24 protein-coding genes and 1 other annotated feature are annotated in these 22,126 nt (G+C 33.8%); of the genes, 18 read left to right on the top strand and 6 right to left on the bottom strand.

Going from position 1 to position 22,126, the window contains the following annotated elements; translation table 11 throughout:
- The first annotated feature begins 326 nt into the window (after positions 1-326).
- Positions 327-558: a binding site (T-box leader), on the top strand.
- Between the two features lie 86 nt (positions 559-644).
- The 4 genes from ACQKM9_RS17910 (at position 645) to ACQKM9_RS17895 (ending at position 5,505) form a co-directional block, all read left to right on the top strand.
- On the top strand, positions 645-2,009 hold the full coding sequence (locus ACQKM9_RS17910; protein WP_427735793.1) for a sodium-dependent transporter: 1,365 nt from the start codon (positions 645-647) through the stop codon (positions 2,007-2,009).
- A 453-nt stretch (positions 2,010-2,462) separates the two neighbouring features.
- Positions 2,463-3,815: a PepSY-associated TM helix domain-containing protein gene (locus tag ACQKM9_RS17905; protein ID WP_427735746.1), complete on the top strand. Its 1,353-nt coding sequence runs from the start codon at positions 2,463-2,465 to the stop codon at positions 3,813-3,815.
- A 336-nt stretch (positions 3,816-4,151) separates the two neighbouring features.
- Positions 4,152-4,367, top strand: a complete 216-nt coding sequence (locus tag ACQKM9_RS17900) for a hypothetical protein (RefSeq protein ID WP_427735744.1) — start codon at positions 4,152-4,154, stop codon at positions 4,365-4,367.
- The gene (locus ACQKM9_RS17895; RefSeq protein WP_427735743.1) at positions 4,360-5,505 is read left to right on the top strand and encodes a Ger(x)C family spore germination protein; all 1,146 of its coding nucleotides are present in this window, start codon (positions 4,360-4,362) and stop codon (positions 5,503-5,505) included. Before ACQKM9_RS17900 ends, ACQKM9_RS17895 begins: the two co-directional genes overlap by 8 nt.
- 318 nt (positions 5,506-5,823) lie before the next feature.
- Here the strand turns inward: ACQKM9_RS17895 and ACQKM9_RS17890 are convergent, their stop codons facing one another.
- Together ACQKM9_RS17890 and ACQKM9_RS17885 are read right to left on the bottom strand one after the other, a co-directional pair.
- Entirely contained in the window at positions 5,824-6,234 is a 411-nt protein-coding gene (locus ACQKM9_RS17890; protein WP_427735742.1) for a hypothetical protein, read from the bottom strand.
- Between the two features lie 298 nt (positions 6,235-6,532).
- The gene (locus ACQKM9_RS17885) at positions 6,533-7,471 is read right to left on the bottom strand and encodes a helix-turn-helix transcriptional regulator (RefSeq protein WP_427735741.1); all 939 of its coding nucleotides are present in this window, start codon (positions 7,469-7,471) and stop codon (positions 6,533-6,535) included.
- A gap of 86 nt (positions 7,472-7,557) precedes the next feature.
- On the opposite strand from ACQKM9_RS17885, the gene ACQKM9_RS17880 reads away from it, so the two are divergent.
- The 3 genes from ACQKM9_RS17880 (at position 7,558) to ACQKM9_RS17870 (ending at position 10,008) form a co-directional block, all read left to right on the top strand.
- Positions 7,558-8,001, top strand: a complete 444-nt coding sequence (locus ACQKM9_RS17880) for a VOC family protein (RefSeq protein ID WP_427735740.1) — start codon at positions 7,558-7,560, stop codon at positions 7,999-8,001.
- Positions 8,002-8,466: 465 nt separating this feature from the next.
- Positions 8,467-8,706: a small acid-soluble spore protein Tlp gene (locus ACQKM9_RS17875; RefSeq protein ID WP_427735739.1), complete on the top strand. Its 240-nt coding sequence runs from the start codon at positions 8,467-8,469 to the stop codon at positions 8,704-8,706.
- Positions 8,707-9,513: 807 nt separating this feature from the next.
- A complete protein-coding gene (locus ACQKM9_RS17870) occupies positions 9,514-10,008 on the top strand; it encodes a hypothetical protein (RefSeq protein ID WP_427735738.1) in 495 nt (164 codons plus the stop codon).
- Positions 10,009-10,355: 347 nt separating this feature from the next.
- Here ACQKM9_RS17870 and ACQKM9_RS17865 read toward each other — a convergent pair whose 3' ends face one another.
- Positions 10,356-11,273 (bottom strand): EamA family transporter, encoded by a 918-nt coding sequence (locus tag ACQKM9_RS17865; protein WP_427735737.1) that lies wholly within the window; start codon positions 11,271-11,273, stop codon positions 10,356-10,358.
- A gap of 434 nt (positions 11,274-11,707) precedes the next feature.
- Here ACQKM9_RS17865 and ACQKM9_RS17860 point away from each other — a divergent pair, with 434 nt between their 5' ends.
- On the top strand, positions 11,708-12,376 hold the full coding sequence (locus tag ACQKM9_RS17860; protein WP_427735736.1) for a hypothetical protein: 669 nt from the start codon (positions 11,708-11,710) through the stop codon (positions 12,374-12,376).
- A gap of 483 nt (positions 12,377-12,859) precedes the next feature.
- Here the strand turns inward: ACQKM9_RS17860 and ACQKM9_RS17855 are convergent, their stop codons facing one another.
- Complete coding sequence (locus ACQKM9_RS17855; RefSeq protein WP_427735735.1) at positions 12,860-12,967, bottom strand: YjcZ family sporulation protein; 108 nt, start codon at positions 12,965-12,967, stop codon at positions 12,860-12,862.
- Between the two features lie 307 nt (positions 12,968-13,274).
- Here ACQKM9_RS17855 and ACQKM9_RS17850 point away from each other — a divergent pair, with 307 nt between their 5' ends.
- From ACQKM9_RS17850 to ACQKM9_RS17820, 7 genes are all read left to right on the top strand, one after another.
- Entirely contained in the window at positions 13,275-13,841 is a 567-nt protein-coding gene (locus tag ACQKM9_RS17850; protein WP_427735734.1) for a DUF4256 domain-containing protein, read from the top strand.
- Between the two features lie 246 nt (positions 13,842-14,087).
- Positions 14,088-14,471 carry a hypothetical protein gene (locus ACQKM9_RS17845; protein ID WP_427735733.1) on the top strand — a complete coding sequence of 128 codons (384 nt, stop codon included), beginning with the start codon at positions 14,088-14,090 and terminating at the stop codon, positions 14,469-14,471.
- Between the two features lie 762 nt (positions 14,472-15,233).
- Entirely contained in the window at positions 15,234-15,554 is a 321-nt protein-coding gene (locus ACQKM9_RS17840; protein ID WP_427735732.1) for a PadR family transcriptional regulator, read from the top strand.
- A 70-nt stretch (positions 15,555-15,624) separates the two neighbouring features.
- The gene (locus ACQKM9_RS17835; protein ID WP_427735731.1) at positions 15,625-15,969 is read left to right on the top strand and encodes a DUF1048 domain-containing protein; all 345 of its coding nucleotides are present in this window, start codon (positions 15,625-15,627) and stop codon (positions 15,967-15,969) included.
- 170 nt (positions 15,970-16,139) lie between these two features.
- On the top strand, positions 16,140-16,901 hold the full coding sequence (locus tag ACQKM9_RS17830) for an ABC transporter ATP-binding protein (protein WP_427735730.1): 762 nt from the start codon (positions 16,140-16,142) through the stop codon (positions 16,899-16,901).
- Complete coding sequence (locus ACQKM9_RS17825; protein WP_427735729.1) at positions 16,902-17,651, top strand: ABC transporter permease; 750 nt, start codon at positions 16,902-16,904, stop codon at positions 17,649-17,651.
- A gap of 443 nt (positions 17,652-18,094) precedes the next feature.
- On the top strand, positions 18,095-18,376 hold the full coding sequence (locus tag ACQKM9_RS17820; RefSeq protein WP_427735728.1) for a hypothetical protein: 282 nt from the start codon (positions 18,095-18,097) through the stop codon (positions 18,374-18,376).
- Between the two features lie 99 nt (positions 18,377-18,475).
- On the opposite strand, the gene ACQKM9_RS17815 is transcribed toward ACQKM9_RS17820, so the two are convergent.
- Together ACQKM9_RS17815 and ACQKM9_RS17810 are read right to left on the bottom strand one after the other, a co-directional pair.
- On the bottom strand, positions 18,476-19,348 hold the full coding sequence (locus ACQKM9_RS17815) for a helix-turn-helix domain-containing protein (RefSeq protein ID WP_427735727.1): 873 nt from the start codon (positions 19,346-19,348) through the stop codon (positions 18,476-18,478).
- 327 nt (positions 19,349-19,675) lie between these two features.
- Positions 19,676-20,299 (bottom strand): hypothetical protein, encoded by a 624-nt coding sequence (locus tag ACQKM9_RS17810; RefSeq protein WP_427735726.1) that lies wholly within the window; start codon positions 20,297-20,299, stop codon positions 19,676-19,678.
- 434 nt (positions 20,300-20,733) lie between these two features.
- Between ACQKM9_RS17810 and ACQKM9_RS17805 the strand changes: the two genes are divergently transcribed.
- The 3 genes from ACQKM9_RS17805 (at position 20,734) to ACQKM9_RS17795 (ending at position 21,985) form a co-directional block, all read left to right on the top strand.
- A complete protein-coding gene (locus tag ACQKM9_RS17805) occupies positions 20,734-20,982 on the top strand; it encodes a hypothetical protein (protein WP_427735725.1) in 249 nt (82 codons plus the stop codon).
- A 161-nt stretch (positions 20,983-21,143) separates the two neighbouring features.
- Positions 21,144-21,407: a DUF3953 domain-containing protein gene (locus tag ACQKM9_RS17800; protein ID WP_427735723.1), complete on the top strand. Its 264-nt coding sequence runs from the start codon at positions 21,144-21,146 to the stop codon at positions 21,405-21,407.
- Between the two features lie 32 nt (positions 21,408-21,439).
- Positions 21,440-21,985, top strand: a complete 546-nt coding sequence (locus ACQKM9_RS17795; protein WP_427735721.1) for a GrpB family protein — start codon at positions 21,440-21,442, stop codon at positions 21,983-21,985.
- Positions 21,986-22,126: the final 141 nt, after the last annotated feature.

Raw genomic sequence — 22,126 nt, 5'->3', positions numbered from 1 at the left:
AGTTTTATTATTCAGTTTTATAACAATTATCGTGGATACAATTAAAAATTACATAACATCAATACCCTTCAAAATAATTTCATCATTGTAAGGATATTGGTTTTATTATTTTAAAATGAAACGGTTTTATTATCTCTCACCACATAAAATAATCCCTTTATTTATGCGGATAAATTACAGATTTTGAACTTAGAAAATACCTGTGAACAGGAGTATATAAAAGAGGCATAGAGAAGTAATTAAGTTGAATAATATTAAAAGTCTGAAAAAAAGTCTTGACCTTAATGTTTTCTCATACTATAATTTCGTTTAATATTCTAAATAGCAAATGAGCGATGACAAGAACATATTAAGCCGGGTCTCCCTGTTGACAGAGAATCAGTGGTTGGTGGAAACTGATACATAGACTTTGGTGAATTTCATTCTTAGAGCTTTTTTTATATTACATCTTAGTGATCGTAGTATAAAAACGGATTAAACCGTTATTTTACCAAGTAAGTGGGAAACTTGATTTGTTTCCAATTAGGGTGGTACCGCGTGAACAGCCACGTCCCTATCGTTAAAGATAGAGACGTGGCTTTTTTGTCTTTTCCTTTGTTTTTTATGAGGAAAAGACGTAATAAATATAGATTGGATTGGTAAGTATTAAAACATCAGAGCAATGGTCATCTAAGATTGGATTTATTTTATCCGCAGCAGGGTCAGCTATAGGAGTAGGCGCAATATGGAAGCTGCCCTATGTGACTGGTATCAGTGGAGGGGGAGCATTCTTTCTACTGTTTATCCTTTTTTCATTATTCATAGGTTTTCCCCTGTTATTAGCAGAGTTTGTCATTGGTAGAAGCACGCAAAAGGAAGCAGTTAGTGCTTATCGTACTTTAGCTCCAAATACTAAATGGCATTGGATTGGCAAGTTAGGGGTATTCACATGTTTCCTCTTATTGTCTTTTTATAGCGTAATTGGTGGCTGGATTGTTATATATTTTGTAAAAGGTTTGTTTGGTGGAATTATAAGTGAAGGCGCAGATTATGGATCTGTCTTTAACTACATAATTGGAAATCCAATGTTAGTTATTGGAGCTCAATTTGCATTCTTAGCTTTCACAGTTCTAGTTGTAGCAAAAGGGATTCAAAATGGAATTGAAAAAGTAAGCAAAATTTTGATGCCCGCTTTATTTATCCTATTTTTTGTTCTTATCATTCGTTCACTTACACTTGAAAACGCTATGGAAGGTGTAAAATTCTTCTTAGCACCTGATTTCGCAAATCTCACATCTCAAAGTATTCTGTATGCAATGGGACAAGCTTTCTTCTCCCTAAGTGTCGGTGTATCAGTGATGGTTACTTATAGTTCGTATCTTTCAAAAAAAGAAAGCTTAATTCAACCGGCTATTTCAATCGTTTCAATGAATTTATTCATCGCTTTATTAGCAGGTTTAGCAATCTTCCCAGCTGTATTTTCACTAGGTTTAGAACCTGCTGAAGGACCTGGTTTGCTGTTTGTTGTATTACCTGCTGTGTTTGATCAAATCATTTTTGGAGAAGCTTTCTTATTAGGGTTCTTAGCTTTATTTTTATTTGCCACATTAACATCGGCATTTTCTATGTTAGAAATTATTGTAGCTTCTCTAGTTAAAGGAAATGAAGAGAAGAGAACAAAATATGCATATATTACTGGTGTTTTAGTATTCGCAGTCGGAGTTCCATCTGCATTATCATATAGTGTTTTTGATGATGTTCTAATCTTCTCGAAGAATATATTTGATTCCGCAGATTATTTAGTTAGTAATATTTTAATGCCACTTGGTGTGTTTTTAATCTCTATTTTCGTACCACTTAAGATTAAGAAAAGTAAATTACGAGAAGAAATATTACAACATTCTAGTTTAGGTGCTACTGCATTTAATATATGGTTCTTTATAATGAGATATATTATTCCATTAGTAATTATCATCGTATTCCTTGATATTACTGGAATACTAGATAAGATTATTGCTATTTTTAAATAAGAAACTTTATTAATGAGAGCAACAGAAAGTGCTGAAGCTAGCAGGGATTCTGCTTAACTTCAGTACTTTTTTATTAGAACTGAATATCCAGTTACAGTGTAGGAATCAATTTTGAACAACATTATCTAAATTGATACTTTTAATTTTCCTTAAAATGCAGGTTCAAGATTAAAACATTTTAAAGTATATTATAGGAATTCTATCTTAAAAAATATTAAATATTCAGAAAACAAAAACTATAATTCAACTAACTAAATTAGTTGAAAGATGCTTAGAGAGTAGTTAATAATTTTTCTAATCTTGATTCACAAATAATACTTGTCAATATTATTGAAATCTTTTCCATGAAGTACTTGAGGCATTAAAAAAATTGAATAACTTCATTCAAATTTCACTCTTTTTTTATAGAATAGTATTGTTCATTAAAACGAGATTATTTCTAGGAGGAAAGAAATGAATAAGGGTTTATATAATCGCTTTTGGCGATGGCATTTTTATGCTGCGTTATTTATCACGCCATTGCTACTTACTTTAACAATTAGTGGAATTGGCTTTTTGTTCTATACGAATGTCGAAAATAATGTATATGATGATTACTTCTTTGGTGATAGTACATATTCTGAACAGTTAACGATTGATGAGGGAATAGCTAAAGCTAAAGAACAAAATGAAGGGTACTCAGTATCTAAAATCATTGTTCTCGACGACCCATATAATACACGTTTAACGATGGGGAATAAAGAAGGCGATGAAAAATATGTTTTCTTAGATGAACATAATCAAATCGTAGGAACCCAAAATGCGAAATATACATTTGCAAATATCATGCGAAATGTTCATAGTTCACTATTTGTTGGAGGAACAGTTGTCAATTATCTAGTTGAATTAGCTGCTTGTTGGGCTATATTCCTACTAATTACAGGTGTATACATGACTTTTAAAGGGAAGGTATTGAAGAAAAAACAAAATGCTTCCACTCGTCAAAAAAACAAAAAATGGCATGCACTTGTAGGGACAATTATTACTATTCCGATGCTTGTTATCATCCTTACTGGATTACCTTGGTCGGCATTTATGGGGAATTTCATATATATAGCCTCACAAGAGCACCCCTCTATTGGTAATCCAGAAAAACAAGTAAATCCACCTACTTCTGATATGAGTGAAATACCGTGGGCTACTCGAAAAAATGCGGCACCGGCTTCTTCAAATGATGATCCACATGCACTTCACAAAGGCATGAATATGTCTGGTATGGATATGTCTGAAAATGATAATATGCTAAATGTCCATCAACTGATGCTAAAAGTAGAAGATGCTAATATTTCTAAGCCATATTCTATTATTTACCCTTCTGATGAAGAGGGGGTATATACTGTTGCTAAAAGTAGTAACACTGGTGTAACTGGATTAGATGTTAGTCCATACGATGAAATGACATCATATTTTGATCAATATAGCGGGAAGTTAATTTCTAAAGCGGGCTATGATGACTATGGTATCTTAGCTAAGTGGTTTACTTGGGGAATTCCTTTACATGAAGGACATTTATTTGGATGGCCAAATAAGATTATCAATTTAATTGTCTGTCTTGCCTTTATTTTCGTCATTTTTTGGGGTATTAAAACTTGGCTATCCCGCAAAAAGAAAGGTGAGTTTTCTGCACCACCTAGTACATCAAAAGGTACTTCTGTTGGATTTTTAATCATCATGATTTTGCTGGGTATTGTTATGCCACTATTCGGTATCTCACTACTTCTTGTATTACTAGTAGAAACGTTCATGTTGGTAAAACAGAAGATATGAAGTACGAATATCAACTTCTGAACATTGAAGTGAAGAAAAAATTGATGTACATTTACTAACCATTTTCTATTTATGTATAACACAGTAACCGGCAGAATTATTAATAAAGATATAGAAAACCTTCAAAGTTAATAACTTGAAGGTTTTTTATATTTTACGAAGATTTTTAATTGATCTACCATGATGCAATTAGTAGTGTAATACTACTTATTCAAAATCACAAAATGCAACATTATAAATTACTGCTTATAATATCTCTTGTTGTTGGTGATAACTAACAAATAATAAACAATTCTTTAATGTAGGAAAATAATAAAGCAGAAAGTAGTGAGTGGGATGGAACATGCCAAAGATTCAATAGATTTTAATATCTTGAGACAGTCTTTTTCGAAGTCTGAAGCTGTTTATTTTCTTTGGTTTACACTCAATTTAAAAGGACCAATGAATAGCTTCATTGATGATATATCGCTTAACAGAAAATTCTATTATAGACGTTCAGCTAGGTTAGTCCCTCAAGATAAAACACGTCCAAAAGAAGCCAAAAATGAATAAGAGAATATTCATATTAGTTATTATACTCACTACTCTCATAGCAGGTTGTTGGGATGTAAAAGCACCCGAAAGAATGCTATATATTCATGGGATGGGCTTGGATTATAAGGATGGGAAGTATGAGGTATATGCTCAAATAATTGATTTTACTACTACTGCAAAAAATGAACAGCCAGTCACTAATATTCCACAGGCTGAAGTAGGGTATGCTTCAGGGAAAACCATTAATGAGGCAGTTTTTAATTTATATCATTCAATGGATGAAACGGTGCTGTGGGGCTTTTTTTCTTATGTTATTTTATCTGAAGAAGTATTAAAAAACGGAAGAGCTAATCAGGTTATCGACGCTTTTATACGATATAGAGAAACGCGATATCAAATATGGGTTTACGGCACTCATAATCCAGTAAAAGATATACTTTTGACTACACCAAATCTCAATAGATCTATAAGTTTGTCAAAGTTAGGGAATCCAGAAAATTCGTATGAACAAGAATCCTTTATTAAACCAATCAATTTTCGAACATTGATTATTGGACTAAATGAACCTAGTTATGAAATAGGTATTCCTTTCGTTACTATAGCAGAGTGGAAAACAGAAAAAGAAACCAAAAACGAAGTTGAGTTAACGGGAGTAGGTGTACTTTCTCCTCATAGCTTTAAAGGTTTTATCCCTGGAGAAAAGGCAAGTGGATTACAATGGATGACAAATGATACAAAGAGGGGAGAAGTTACGTACAAAATAGGTTCAAAAGATGAACAACACTTTACAGTTGTAGTAGACAAAGTAAAAGTAAAAGTGAAACCAATTGTTTTAAAAGATAAAGTGAAGTTTAATGTTCATATAAAATTGGATTTTAATATAAGTGAATTTAAGGACAAAGTATCAATTGATGAAATTCGAAAAGGAGTAATAAAGGAAGTCAAAAAAGAAGTATTAGATACCTATAAAGCAGGATTAGAAAATGATGTAGACATTTATCGATTATCAGAGTACTTGTATCGCGAAAATGTAAAAGTGTGGAAAAAAATACAGAAGAAAGGGAAGGTTCGGTTAAATGAAGATTCGATAAAGCTCAAAGTTGAAATTAATAAAATTAAAACGCAGAGAAAATCATTTAAAGAAACAATTGATTAATAACAAAAAAATGATATTTAATGTCATCCTTATAATAAAGATTATTTACTTATGAAGAGTTTGTCCATAAGTTCTAATGTGGCAAGAGCCACATTGGTTGTTCATAGAATGATTAAAGAATAACCGATACTATCTTGATTATGTTTAGCGAAAATAAGGAAACATGTGATTAATGGAACTACTTCTCCTAGAGAGATTAAATGCGACATTTGCGTAAGCTGTAACATTTTAATTTCATTCGAGCTTCATGTAGCGAATAAAAAATGCTGATATTCTAAAGCAATAATAATCGAGGTCTTCTGGTTGTAAATTCTTAAATTACCAATTTAAAATGATCGTTAGTCCACAACAACCATTTTTAGTCAAATTAATTCGAATACTGTCTGGTGTATATTTTGTATCGAATGTAATGGTGATTCCTGTTGATGAAATTAATCTGTCTACTTCAGTTTTATTTGAAGTTTGTGCGGCGTTTATTAAATCATGTGCAAATTGCTCTGAAACAGAAATCTTATCTACAAGCAGATGAGCTTGTTGCATAATGTTCTGTATATCTTTCGCTGAAGTCTTAAACTTATGTGTATTTACAGGGGGAAATGGGCTGATATTTGTAGGGTTCGTTGGCATTGCTAATTGTCTAGGGATTTGAGAAGGTGAAGAATGATTTGCCGTAACCCACTGTGGATAGTGATTTGCATAGAGAACATACGGATAAGGACTGTAATACAATTGGATTCCTCCTAACCAAAAGTGTGTATCCTATCTTATGAATTAGATGGACGTTAGGTGTAAGATGAGTAATTTCATTCGAATCAGAATATCAAATATTTTTTTAGACAATAAAAAGAGTAGAATACCGGCATGTAACAGTTTATTAAACTGAAATGGTTTAAAAAAGCCGCTATTTATGGAGTTTTCATAATAGCGGCTAAATAGATGGACCTACAGAAAAGAGTTGGTGTTACGGTTGAGTAGTTTATATCAAAACTAAGTACTATTGATTGTTTCAATCGTTTTTAAATTCACATTACAAATGGTTAATTAAATCTAAATAGTATTTTTTCAAGCATTCTTTTAAAGAAGGTGGCTCAATTATTTGTATGGATTTACCCAAACTAGCCAGGTAAGGAATAATAAAATTCATTTCAGTAGGTTCATAAGTGCCAATTAAATATAAACTTCCATTTTCTTCTGACAATTTCATGGAAGGAAATTGTTGTTGCTTGAATATTTCTACGCCTGTTGAAGTGATTGTACATTTAAAATGAATGGCATGCTCGGTTGCTTTCCATAGACTATGCGCATTTTGTATATTAAAGTCTTTTAAATCTACAGCAGGTTCAAGCTGTACTATTTCTAAGAATTTAATACGATCGCAGCGGAAGACACGATAAGCTGTTTTATCTAAATCATAGGCTTGGCAATACCAATAACCTTTCAGTGCATAGATCGAAATGGGTTGAATACAGCGAATTGTCGTTTGTTTGGGTGTTGTGTAGTGTATATTTACAATCGTATTCTGAACAGCGGAGAGCAAGAGTTCTTCGAGGAAAACACATTCATGTGCTTGTTCTGTATGATAGAAAGCTACTCTCTTTCGAAAACTTTCGATTTGCTCACGTTGCTTAGGCGAAACGCTTTCTAAAAACTTCTTATTTATTGATTGAAAAGATATTTGAAAAGGACTACTCGTAAAACTTTGTAAAGCTTGCATTGCAAAATAAAGCGCAAAAACTTCATGACTAGTAAATGAAATTGGTGGTAATGTCATCGATTTCAATAAATGATACCCTCCATACCGACCATACTCTACAAAAATAGGGGTACCAATTTCCTCTAATGATGCAATATCACGTAGTGCTGTCCTTTTAGAAATTTGAAATTCATTCATTAAATCTTTCAATGTGAACATTTGTTTCTGATTGATAAAACGTAGCATCTGATTTATGCGCTCAACTTTTTTCATAAAACCGTCCTTAAAGGTGCCAAGTATTGTCACCTTATTATTTTATACTTATAAGTGTAAAGGACATACACTAAGGAGGCAATACAATGAATTTTGAAGTAATCCCTTTTTTATCGTTAAATGGGCAAGGGGCAGATGCAATTACATTTTATGAACAGTGTTTAGGAGCAAAGGTTTTATTTATGAAAACTTATAAAGAAATGAAAGAAATGGATCCACATTTTAAATATGAAGAAGGCCAAGACGATTATATTACACATTCTGTTTTACAAATTGGTATTAACAAAATTATGATTGCTGAAGTGGAAATGGATTCAACCCGTCCATGGCAATTAAGTAACAGCTCATCTCTATGTATCCAATCTAAAGATTTTTCAGTCATTGAAACAATCTATCATAAACTAATTAAACATAATGAGGTCCATATCTTAACACCTTTTGAAAAAAATTCGTTTAGCCCTGGTTATGGCATTGTACGAGATCCATTTGGAATAACAATACAATTAACTGTAACAAAGCATGATTTTTAAAGATTAATTACAACGTAACTGAACCTTTACTTGAAATAATAGTAGGGGTTTTTATTTTATTTACAATCGTATTAAACACATTGGTATTGATATATTAGGAGTAGAGGGAACATCATTCTTGGTATATCAAATTAGCTGTTACTAAGATAATAAAAGGCCACCATCAAAATTAAATAGTGGCCTTTTTAAGATTCACCAATAACTTTTAGATATACCTCAATCAATATAAATAAAAGGTAAATACAATTAATATTTGTATGTATCAAAAACGTTAAAGAGTTGGTTTTTAATGGATTTATTGAATTTTATATTGATGTTTGCAATTTGAAAATTGTGAAACAATCAAAGAAAAGGCGTTCTTTTAGAGTCTATCAAAGGCAGGTTTTCTTTTTTTATTACAGTATAAAGTGTACAAAGAAAAACAAACTAATACAGTAATAATTAAATGAATGAGGAGGTCTATAAATGGAAGATCAACATTATCCAAAGTCTAATGATAAATCGAATAGTGCTGCAAGGGTACAAAGCATGATTGAAAATACGGAAAAAAATATTCGTGAAGCTGAAATCAGTATGGAATTTGCGGGTGAAGAAGAACTAGAAAATCTTCAAGAAAAAAATCAACGACGTAAACAAGAACTATATGTCAAGAAAAAGGAAATGCAAGACAAAGCTGAAGCAGAAGAAAGAAAAAATCAGTTTTAAATAGGAGAATGTTGGCTGAGATAATAGTATTTTATATACATTTATCTCAGCTTTTCTTTTACTCAGCTTATTGGAATAATTATTACTGAAATACTGATTTTATTTGGCAATTGTAGGAGTCTAGTGGAATTATAGATGAATGCTTTACAGCGAAACCTGGAAGTTTTGAATCGTAGGGTTGAAATTTACGAAGATCAGTTAAAAGGGAATAAATATGATTTCGACCTTTATTCAAATGAAGTTACGAATTCATAATACAATCGTTTAAGGCTAGTAAAACTTTTTGAAAATGGAAAGTTTCAGTAGCCTCTATATAATTTATTATCGAAGTTTTTTAATGAACAAAATGCTTTGGAGGATTCATATTTTTATGACTTAGCCATTTTACTTGCCAATTATTTGAATGCAATTGAAGAATTGTTGAAAGAAGACTAATCCCTATCATTATGTTGGCAATCTTGAACTTGTTCACGATTTTTTTATATCTTTACAATATTTGTATATACTAATTCGTTTATTTTCGATAGAATTATCTGAATAGATACTTTATTTGCGAGTTTTAATAAATAAAATACGTATTAAAATTAAGTCCGAGTAATTTTGTGGATTTTTATGAATCTAAAACGCTCTCAGATGATTCGAGAAAGAAGATAACGGGTATAGGAAGTAGAAGAGAGGGTGATAAATTGGATTGCATAACATTTTTGTATCATACAAAATCTGATGACAAAATAATGTTTACATATTTTATTGAAACAAATAAAACAAGCTTTTCATAAATAGATAATCATAAGTGAGGTGAAAATATTGCTTGATATAGATTTAGGTGTAATAAGAAAAATGAAAGTCAGTTATTATCCTTTTGAGAGTACAAAGAAAATTGGTGAAGTAAGTGAAATCGACGAGAAATATTATTTGATTATAGGTATTGAGTGTTTTGAGATTACGGAAGAAAGAATGATAGAGATAGTTTATATAGTTCAAGATCTTAGTAAAAATCAATTTATACCACATGATACTGAGTTTAAAAAATCTAGGGCTAGAGATGAAATAGAGGTAAGTATTCATTGTGAGTTTAATGATTCGCGTATATACGATTTTAAGTTAGGAAAAATACTACCTGTAACTATTAATCAAAATAGATACTTTTATAGATTGTTAGAATATACAGGTGTTGATGTGATAGAATCGAATATTAAGTTAAGTGCGATAATGCGTCCTATTGTTCCTGTAAATTATAAAGATGCCAAAGAGATATTTAGAAAAGAACGTATGAGGAAAATGGAATTTGAAGTTTTATAAAGGAAGAGTAAAATACATAAAATGCGTTTGTCCTATAATCTATTCTTCAAGTTTATTATTTTGAATTAGTTCGTTAATCGATTAGAGGCGGGCTATCTAGAAAAGGTCGATCTATCCAACAGTACGGATTCTTTGATTCAACATATGCAGTGCCCAGAAAATTTTTGGGATTACATATGAAGCTTTAAGTTTGATTTTTTCTGTAGAGAACCTGAAACCTTGATAAGTATTGTATGAAATATTTCACCATCAAATAAAAAGAATCCATTTTGAAAAGGTTTGATCGAAATGGATTCTTTTTTGAAAACATCAAAAGCTAATTTTAGTTTGTGGAACTACATAGATACCTACCTAAAGTTCTGTAGTTTCTCGCGAAAACGGAATTGTTTCTTCTCTTTTTGTACTTGTAACATTTGAGGTATGAAAATTCCGGATAAAATACAAATGATTCCAATCCATTGTAAAGGCGATACGACTTCATGAACAAGTGTAATAGAAGCAATAACTGCTGTTGGGAGTTCGACTGCGCCTAAAATTGTTCCAAGGCCTGTCCCTACTTTTGGAACACCAATGGAAAAACAAATGACTGGTATAACAACACCAAAGAAACCTAGGATTAAAGCATATTTCCATAATCCAGCCTGCAGTGTGCCATCAATCAAGTATGTCGGGGGAAATACTAAGCAAACAAAGAGTGTTGCACTCGTTGTCATAAGAAAGCTTTTTGAATAGATTGGAACTTCTGTAGAAACACGTCCACTTGCAAATATATATAAGGAAAAAGTTATAGCTGCTAGTAAACCAAAGATGATTCCTTTTATAGATAATTGTTGTCCTAAACCTTCAAATACACCCCCAGCAAACACCGTTCCTACAAATAAGATGAGAATGGACAATACCTTTTCACGACTTGGAAAAGTTTTATTAGCAATTGCTTCAATTAGAACGCCCATCCATGTGAATTGAAATAACAACACAATAGCAATGGATGCAGGTAGTTCTTTTACAGAAAGCCCGTAAAAAATACTTGTTAAACTCATTGTTATCCCAACGGCTAACAACGATAATATATTTTTTGAGGATACTTTATAACGAGAAAAGGTAATAACAAGTAATAATAGTCCTAACCAGCCAAATACATATTGTCCACCTAAAAGTTCAGGAAAAGAAAATCCATTTAAAAATCCAATTTTAAGTATGGAAGATAGGACTCCATAGCTACAGGCACCTAATAAAACCACTAAAGAAAACTTCAATTTATTCAAAAAATCCCTCCAAAAAATAAAAAATCCCGTCGTCTATAAATAGACGACGGGCGAATGAAACAGAGTTAAAACTCTACAAAATTCCGCCACTCACGAATTCGTGTGAGTTTGCGTATCAAATTATGAAAATTGTATATAAAAGTTTGCTAGGTGTCAACAACTATTTTGGCATGATAAAATAGGGTAAAGTTAATTGGCACTAGTTTATGTTACATTTTCCTAGATAATTAGAGTTGAAATTTTTTGGTTTTATCAGATTTGATAGGCTTTTAGGAGAGTATTAATAATAGTTTAATATAATATCATCTGTCTTGAATCACTTGATAAGGATGAATGGTTACGTTGTACAGTCATTTCACATTTATTGTTGTTTCTGAGTATCCTAATGAAAGAACTTAATTTAGAGTTCCACAAATTAAAGGAGTGAATGTACAGTGTACCCTTATTCAAATGGGTTCTACTCGTATCCTGGAATAGCGAATTATAACCCTCTATACTCACAATATACCGCACCCTTTAGCCATTTTTCGAACCAAAATTCAAAATATAATGCCTCTCGTTGCATCAGTAAAGCAGCAGTTGATAATATAAGTATGAATCGGTTACTTTGGATGGAGCATGTCAACTGGACCAGGATGACAATTATAAGCATTGTTTTTGGTTTGCCAGATTTACCATTTGTACAAGAGCGACTTTTACAAAATGCTACCGATTTAGGGAATAGCCTCCGTCCTTATTATGGTGACCAAATCGCAGATCGTTATGCTGAGCTAATGAAAGAACATTTAGTAATAGCCGCACAATTAGTTACTGCAGCTGTAAAAGGTGATACAAAAACAGTAGATGCTAAAGAAAAAGAATGGTATCGTAATGCAGATGAGATTATAGCTTTTTTAAGTAGTATAAATCCATATATAAATAAAGAAGAATTACGAAAGATGTTTTATTCACATTTAGCTTTAACTAAAAATGAAGCAGTTTCTATGATTCAGAAAAACTATAAATTAAGTATTGAAGTTTTTAATAAAATCGAAGCAGAAGCATTGGAAATGGCAGATATGATTTCATCAGCTATTATAATGCAATTTCCTTATCGATTTTAGATGATGAGTTGATGTGAGCAATCCAATGAGGGTAAATGTAGACTGAACTACTATGCTCTTAGATTAGTAAAAAGTATTTATGAATAATTCAATGGAATGACTTTATTAAAAGATACTAGAATAACGATTATTATATTAATTGTCATTAGTTAGTGAATACTTTACTACACTCACACCAAAAAAAGAGGCAAAATGTGGTTAAGGGAAGGGCGTTGCCATAATCGGGAAACATGTTCAACTAACGGGTACTTTACTGCAACTAAGTAGAGCACCTTTTTCTTATTCAAGTAACGGGAAAGGTTAGTTGAAGAAAAAAGAGTAGAAGGTTATTTTAAACAGATATACTAAGCAGAGATTACTAATTTTATCACTATATTGATTGAATATCTGAAAGAAAATTTGCAGTAAATGAAACGTGAACTAAATATGTATATGAAGAAAGAAACTATTAAAAGGGTCACTCGGTGGAAAGTGACCCTTTTTTTAACACATGAAAGCAGTGCCGACAATAATTAGTAGAATGAATAGTACAACGAGTAGAGCGAATGCTGAACCATTGTTATGTTCACGAAATTCTCCACTGTATTCCATAAAAACCCCGCCTTTCTACAAGCTATAATATGTATAGTTATAAAAATGAGAGGTAGCTTCAATCTAATACATATTTTCTTTTGTAAAATAAATAATCATATTACGTATTTTGAGGGATAAACGATAAAAATAAGTAATAGGAGGTTTACTGCTTTTCAGAAGGTTAATTAGAATTTTAGAGAAAAATATTGACATCCTATCAGCTGATTTAGTTTAAGATTAATGTACTGCATAGACGACGCTTTTTTTATTATGCAGTATTTTAGTACTTAAACCATAATGAATAAACAATAAGGGGGAAACTAATATGACAAAGAGAAATAAGGAGTTGTCACTAGAACAACGTGAGGAACTACTTAGAACTTTGAAAGCCCGTTTTGAGAAAAACATGAACCGCCATAAAGGTCTTGAATGGGCTAAAGTACAAGCTAAGCTCGAAGCTACTACTGAAAAACTGTGGTCGCTTAATGAAATGGAAGGAACTGGTGGTGAACCGGATGTTGTTGGCTATGATATAAAGACGGGCGAATACATTTTTTATGATTGTTCAGCTGAAAGTCCTAAAGGGCGCAGAAGTGTTTGTTACGATCGTGAAGCACTGGAGTCAAGAAAAAAACACAAACCAGAAAATAACGCTAATGATATGGCAACTGCCATGGGCATTGAACTATTAACGGAAGAAAAATACCGAGAACTGCAGAAACTTGAAAATTTCGATTTGAAAACGTCGAGCTGGGTGCAAACACCTGATAATATTAGAAAACTCGGCGGGGCAATCTTTTGTGATCATCGCTACGACACTGTCTTTGTGTACCATAATGGAGCAGAATCCTACTATGCTGCAAGGGGCTTCCGTGGCTCGCTAAGAGTCTAAATTTTGCATTGACAGCTATATTTGAACTTGAAAACGGATCGACTGGGAAAAGGCTATCATTTCATTCTTCAACTAGTGGGTACAGAAGGAATTCCATTTTATAACGAGTTTAATATTAGTTTCGGTGAACCGTATCATAAGTAACTGCAAACTTGCATGATACAAGCCAGATTTTATAATGATTAAATTAAAAGAGGTAATAACTCCAAAATCACTTTGAGGTTATTACTTCTTTTAATTTTTCTGATGAAGAAGGGGATTACCCGTGGTGTTCGATTCCATTACCAGTTCCTATTCGATTGGACAATTTATACATTGCCTCTCGATAATATTGAACAACTTGTTTTTAAGAAAAACGCCGTTAAGCATAATGGTTTCCCGACCTTTTTCCGTGGAAAGTTTGATGTTGAGGAGATTGGGGATACATTTGTGGAGTTGACTGGCTGGAAAAAAGGGGTTGTATTCATTAACGGATTCAACCTAGGAAGATATTGGGAGGTTGGTCCACAGGAGACCTTATACTTACCTGGGCCACTGTTGAAAAAATGTGAAAATGAACTGATTGTCTTTGAACTCCATGAACATGAAAATGATAGCATTTCACTCATTAATGAACATAAATTAGGCTAAACTAGGGAGCTTTCATTCTACTCAGCCACTATCAATCTATCAATTGAATAAAAATAGTCAATCAGATTACTCTGGTTGACCTAATAATACGAATGGGGGCTTTAGTAGAATATCATTGAGCTGTACATACTGCTCTTTTTTCTTGTTCAACTAGAGGGGCAGGTTAGTTTAAGTAGGTTTGTACAGAAAAATTAAGAATTACATTGTTAAGTTGTATTCAAATAAATTGAGGGGATGAATTATGGTAATAAGAGAGATGGACTTTTCAAGATATTGAAAGTATTAGGTCTATTGCAGTTGCTACGTGGAGGAATACATATAGTAGGTTTATTCCAGAAAAAATACAAGATATAGGATTGCCATATTCACATGTACAGCTCCTAGACGGGAATGATCCTCGAAGAAATCATTGTGAAAAAAGCATAGGAGGAAGTAAAATCTTTATAAAGAAAATTGGCTGTATCCAATGGGGATAGCTGGTTTTAAAAATATTTAGAAAATCCAGTTGACGGTCTATCTACTTCGTGTTACGATATACCTGTAGTAAGTAACACTGGATACTGACACCACTGAATAGTGAGGTTGCAAAAATATTTTTAAGAAAAAAAGTTGACACCTTCTACTCGGTGCTACAATATATATGTAATAAGTAATACTGAATAGCGTGATTTCCCAAAAGCTATTCAGTAAAAATTTACCTTAGTACTCTGTTATACTGAATATAAGTCAGACAAAATAGGGGAGGTAGAGGAGGATCTAAACATGGAAAATTTAACTGAAATGCTGAAGGGTTCGCTGGAAGGCTGCGTGCTGGAAATCATCAGCCGCCATGAAACCTATGGCTATGAGATTACCCGCCGCCTAAACGAGCTCGGGTTTACCGAAGTCGTGGAAGGGACGGTCTACACCATTCTCGTGCGATTAGAAAAGAAAAAACTTGTGAACATAGAAAAAAAACCGTCGGATATGGGGCCGCCCCGCAAGTTTTACTCACTTAATGAGGCTGGCCGCCAGGAACTTGAATTGTTTTGGGAAAAATGGAATTTTGTATCAGCAAAAATCAACGTCTTGAAGTCAATCTAGCTTCATAAGATATTCCGTACGATATTTTTGGAGTGTCTTGTTCAGCTTTATAAAAGAGGAGGAAAAAAACATGATGGAAATGTTCAAAAAAATGATGGGTGATAAAAAAGAATACAAGATGATGATGGCACGGGTTGAATCCCTGCCAAAGGACTACCAGTTTGTATTTAAGAAAATTCAAAACTACATGTGGAAATTCTCAGCGGCGGGCAGCGGGATGGATATGCTGCACATACAGTATGAATTAATCGAGTTGTTCGAAGCCGGTGCGGCGGAAGGTAGACAAGTGATAGAAATAACTGGGAACGACGTGGCGTCCTTTGCCGACGAACTAGTGGCAAACGCTAAAACCTATGTCGCCAAGTATCGTGAAGATTTGAATCAGAGTATCTTGAATCGATTAGGAAAAAAATAAATTCAATAGATAATACCGACTGAATAGCTGATAACAAATGTGAAATTACACCTTCGTTATTCAGTTTTATTTTATACCAGGTAGTAAGTAATACAGAATATCAGTCATACTATATAGAAGGGTATATGCAATCTAGCTCCACAAGAAGCTTATTAAAAGGGGGAAAAAGTATGGGCAATGCAACGATTTTTGTAAAAGGGTTAAAAAAATTCTTTAAAGACAAGGAAGTCTTAAAGGGGGTGGATTTTGAGGTGCGGCGCGGCGAAATTTTCGCACTGCTGGGCTCAAATGGAGCGGGCAAGACGACGACGGTCAATATCCTCTCGACGCTGATGAAGCCGGATAGCGGCGAAGTAAGTATTTGCGGATTTGACGTCCAGCGTCAACCGGATCATGTTCGCCAGAGCATCAGCCTGACAGGGCAGTTCTCAGCTTTAGACGGTATGCTCACCGGACGGGAAAACCTGATGATGATTGCAAAGTTGCGGGGAGTTGCCAATCCCGCTCAAGTCGCCGACAATCTGCTTACAAGATTCAGCCTGACCGATGCGGCTAACCGCCGGGCGGGCAAATATTCCGGTGGGATGAAGCGCCGGCTAGACATCGCCATGAGCCTGATCGGGACGCCAGCAGTCATTTTTCTCGACGAACCGACGACAGGGCTTGACCCCGAAGCGCGGATAGAAGTCTGGGATACCGTCAAGGAGCTTGCCGACGGTGGCACGACCGTCTTACTGACGACCCAGTACCTGGAGGAAGCCGAACAACTGGCGGACCGTATCGCCATCCTACATGGCGGAAAAATCATCACGACCGGTACCCTTACCGAACTCAAAGAGATGTTCCCGCCAACGAAAGTGGAGTACATCGAGAAGCAGCCGACATTGGAGGAAATTTTCCTCGAGATCATAGGTGAAAAGGAGGAGATGTAAATGAAAAGTAATACAGGAGTATTACTAGGGCGTTTAATGCGAAACATCATGCGCAGCCCGGATACGATTATCACGGTGGCGATTACTCCGATTATGATGATGATGCTGTTTGTCTATGTATTTGGCGGCGCCATAGAGACAGGCACGGACAACTACGTCAATTATTTATTGCCGGGAATCTTGCTGATGGCTATCGCATCCGGCGTCGCTTACACTTCCGTGCGGCTGTTTACGGATGTAAAGAGCGGGCTGATGGCGCGTTTTATTACCATGCCCATCAAGCGCTCGTCGGTATTATGGGCTCATGTGTTGACCTCGCTTGTTTCCAATGCGCTTACTGTCGTGGTGGTTATCCTCGTCGCGCTCTTGATGGGCTTCCGATCCAACGCTGATATCCTGGATTGGCTCGCGGTAGCTGGGATACTCGTGCTGTTTACGCTGGCGCTGACATGGCTGGCGGTCATTCCCGGATTGACAGCGGGGTCTATGGAAGGGGCGACAGCCTACTCGTACCCACTGATTTTCCTGCCGTTTATCAGTTCGGCCTTTGTCCCCACCGAAACCATGCCTAAAATTGTTCGTGCGTTCGCTGAGAACCAGCCCGTGACTTCAATTGTGAATACGATTCGTGCCCTCTTGTATGAAGGGGCTGTTGGCAACGGTATCTGGATCGCGCTTGCCTGGTGCGTCGGCATCATGGTCATCGCTTACTTCTTCGCAAGTAATGCATTTAAACGCCAGTTAGGGTAAGTACAACATCGGTTCGGTGACTTGTGGCAACTAAATCTTCCGAAATAATAAAATATATATGAGATTCGACTAGGGTAATCTATTGTTGATCTCCGAAAGAGCGCGCATTACTTAAATCACTCGCATCCGTAGATGTTAGTGGTAGAAGAGTATGTTAGAGATTTTTGGAATTGATACTAAGCGAGAAAAGAAAATGTGTTTTGAAGGTAAATTAATAGAGCATAAAATTCAGATGGGTAAGCGTATTTTATGCATCTATAAGCTTGGTAATGTCTGAGCAGATTTAATCGAGGTAGCTGGCTATAAAAACAAATATTGACTTAAACTCGAAGTGCCGGATGTATTAAAACTACTTATATATTACCACCTTTATAGTTATTTACCCGATATGCAAATTGCACCTGCTGTTAAACCTTTTGTGGGATCACTAGAGGATGCTGATAGTGGGTGGTAATCAATTATTCGTTTATATTTTACGTGACAATATTGATGATTTACAACAATTCTTGAAGTGGGAAGAAAATTTCTCGGAGAGACTTATTATCGTTACCGAAAGCCTTACTCATGTAGAGCCATTAGTTTTACTTGTAGCAAGTAAAACTAATGTTCGTATAGCGGAAGATTTGGATCTGTACACCGATGAACAGATTCAAAATTCATTTTATTTTATAGATAAAGATACAAAGCAACTATTAAGAGATCAAGTGATATATAGCGAGTCATAACGTGCCCCTAATAGGGGCTTCTATTATATTTGTAGGAGCTTACTTTGAAGGGTGACTGTATTTCGCAATATTTCGAACTAATTAAAAGGCTATAAAAAATCATGAGTCGTTTAGAAGCTCATTGAGATTAGATAAGTCTAATTTTGCTCTATTTAAATTTGTTTCATTTTTAGTTAATGTAAAAATAATTATGGCATTTTTGAATGCTTCTTTAGCTTCTTTAAAATTACCTCTTTTCCTCGAAAGCATACCTATCAAATGATGTATTTCACCTAGCGAATATATCAAGTGATTAGATTCAATGTAGTAAAGAATTTCTAGGGTTACTTTTAATGACTCATCATATAATTTTAATCTGTACATACAATTTGCAAGGTTATACCCTACTCTGGGGAGTAGAGTAATATCTTCTAAAAAATGTTGATTTTTAATTTTACTGTATATAACTTTATAAATTTTATAGGCTTCATCCACATTATTATCCGATAAATATATTAAAGCACTAGAATTCAATATATTTATATCAAGTTCAGATGAACAGTTTTCTAAATTTACGAGGCTTTTTAATAAATTCAATGCATCTTCTATTATATTCTCTTTTTTATGTAAAAGTATAGATCTATGCCAGTCTATATGCTTTTTAAACTCTTGTTTAATAAATGTACTTGTAAGTTCCTCTTTCACGTTGTTACATTCTTCTAGTACTAATTCTAATGCCAAATAATCTTCTGTATAAGTGAATTCTCTGCAAAGTTTTTTTAGTTTTTTCACTTCTTCATTAAAAGGAAATAAAGCTTTGAAAGGAATCTCTAATTTCATACAAATGTCATTTAATATTTCAATTCTAGGTAATTGTTTTCCTTTTTCAAGTCTATATATCGTAGAATCATCACATATATTTTCAGCTAACTCCTTTATTGTAAGCCCTTTAGATCTTCTGAAACATGCCACTTTACCCCCTAATTTATCCATTTTCTACCCCTCCTTAATGACACAATTTTGCATAACATCCTATTTCTTGTATGTTTATATTACATTATTATGATGTTAGTCGTACATAAAAAGGAGGGGAAACAAAAAATGAAAATAAGAAAAGTTATAGTATCATTACTACTTACCTTTGGTTTAATTGTTAATTTCTCAAGTAACTTTAATATCCATAATCCCTCGTCTACAAAAACCAATATTATTAAATCGTCAGATGATTTACCGATTGACGGGAAACACTAATAACAAAATAAGTATTTGGCAAAAAAAAGCATGTCCCAAATCAAAAAGAGGGACATGTTTTTTAGGATGTTATGAAACTACACCACTTGAACTACAAAGGAAGTCTGTATTTATAGTGTGGGAACTAACAAGACCAACATAAGTCAACTGACCACCAATAGTGAATGTGTAAGTTCTACCTCCATCAATGATTCGTGCATCGACTCCCGTTGTTTTCCAAGTACCAGATGAAGCAGTTACGCTAAGGCCAGAGTAGTTAGTAAATACCTGGCGACCACTGGATAATTGTGTAGTAAATGTAGCTTGTATTGTCATACTGACACTAGATGAACCATGATTAATATTTTTATTATGGGATGCTGAAGATGAAGAGTATGGTGTAATACCAGAGTTGATATCTACAGCATTTGCTTGTGTAGCATCAACTGCTCTTTGTTTAAATGTTTCTGGCGAAACCCATTCGTCTTCCTTAAATTCACTAATTGGAGCAACTTCGATCCCAACAAGGCTGTTTCCCCATACAACAGTAGATTTTACTTCATTCAAAATCTCTACATATTGTTCATGTAACGCCTCTTTTTGTCCTTGTGTTAAAGCTTCAGCTGCTGATGCTTTATTATTTGCGATAATGAAAATACAAGCAAAAGCAAATAAAGCACTAAAAACCTTTGAAATTTTACTTTTCGTTACCATCTTCCCATCTCCTCACAAGAATATTTTATGCCAGATTTCTTCATGGCTTACTCTTAATATAAGTGAATAGAACACTAGGATAAATAGGATGTTTTGCGAAAATGTGTCAAATAGTCTTGGTTATTTCCAAACTGATGATAAACAAGCAATACCGGTTTTAAAATTCCAAAAAATTAATGTAGTAAAAGAGTAATAATTTGTAATAGAGTTTAATTAAAATCAACGCACCACTATAAACTTTAAGATGTGCGATGATTTATTCCTTGGATATTTATATAACAATAAAGATTGTGACGAAATGTACTTAAACTAACGGGGCAGTTTAGTTGAAGAAGCCGACAAAGATTTTTGTATATTGAGATGGGTGAATTATTAAAAATTGGAACGTTTATTCCTTTCAACCGTATTAAAGTATAGGGATAAGAGGTGATAAAATGAAAATTGAAATGGAAGTAAAAGCATTTGGCGAAGTTGAAGTTCAAGGCGCAAAAGATGCTTTTAAAGGTGTAGAACTAATGAGCGTACATAAACTATCTAAAGATACAACACTAGGTGAATTAGAAGCACTAATATCTACACTATTTGAAGAAGTCGAAAATGGATATAAAAACCCAGAGCAATGTGTAGGTAAAATTACAATTCGTGCAAAAAAAGAAAATGGTGAAATTGTATATTTAGGTTAGATTGAACGGAGTGCGTTTCTGCGATATATAGGAACGTTCTTTCACTAACCTGGTGCTTTACTTCAATAAGGATTAAAGCCCTTTTCCTTTTTAAACTAACGGGGCAGGTTAGTTTAAAAAGGTGTTTTTTGGAAGTGACAGATTATCCGTGGGAGGTATAAATGAAAGAAAAAAAGTTTGATACTTTAATGTTATTTCAATTAATTTTTGCAGTCCTTGTTTTGTTAATTGGAGTTTACGGTAAGGTTACGGAAAACTACAACTTACTACCATTAATGTTAATACTCCTGAGTATAACGTTACTTATAATGGGGTTTCGAGAATATAAAAGAACTCAGAGTTTATGGTGGGGTATCTTAATTTTATGCATTTCGTTATACATTTTATTCTCTGCGGTTGAAGGCATTATAATTAAATTGAAGTAATATTCAACTAACAAATCCTGGGGGAGAATAAAATGAAAGATATTCATGATGAAAGCACCTGGCCCGTTTGGGCTAATGAGACAATAGACATTGTCGGACCAAATCCCAAGTGGATAGAAAAAGGTATTCAGGAAAAAGCACTTCTGCTTAATCTTCTTTCAACTTTCGGCATAACGGAAATTCAACATTATGGAAGTACATCTATTCCTAATTTACCAGCTAAACCTATCATTGATTTAATGGCTAAAATTGATTCATTTCAAAAAATTAAAGAAATATCTTTATGGTTAGCTAATCACGACTGGCATTATGTACCACCTAACTTAGACAATCGACCTTGGCAAAGATTTTTTGTGAAAGTAATTAACGACAAACGAGTAGTACATCTACATATTTTACTTGAGGGAGATGAAAGGTGGGATAGTCAGTTGCTTTTTCGTGATTTATTACGGACTAATCAGCAGTTTATTGATGAATACACTATTCTTAAAAGAAATTTAGCGAAAAAATACAGAAATGATCGTGAAGCGTATACTAAAGAAAAAACAGAATTTATCAATTATGTTCTTAAATCTTAGTTGCGAACTAATATAAGTTTGTGAAGAAATGTACTTAAACTAACGAGGTGCTTTACTTGAAGAAGAAGGTTACTTTAAACAGATATACCAATGCGGAATTTTAAATTCCATCACTATATTGAATGAATATCTGAAGGAAAG

The sequence above is a fragment of the Viridibacillus sp. NPDC093762 genome, assembly GCF_050279675.1.
Lineage (GTDB): Bacteria > Bacillota > Bacilli > Bacillales_A > Planococcaceae > Viridibacillus.
This window is presented reverse-complemented; position numbering and strand designations above follow the sequence as displayed.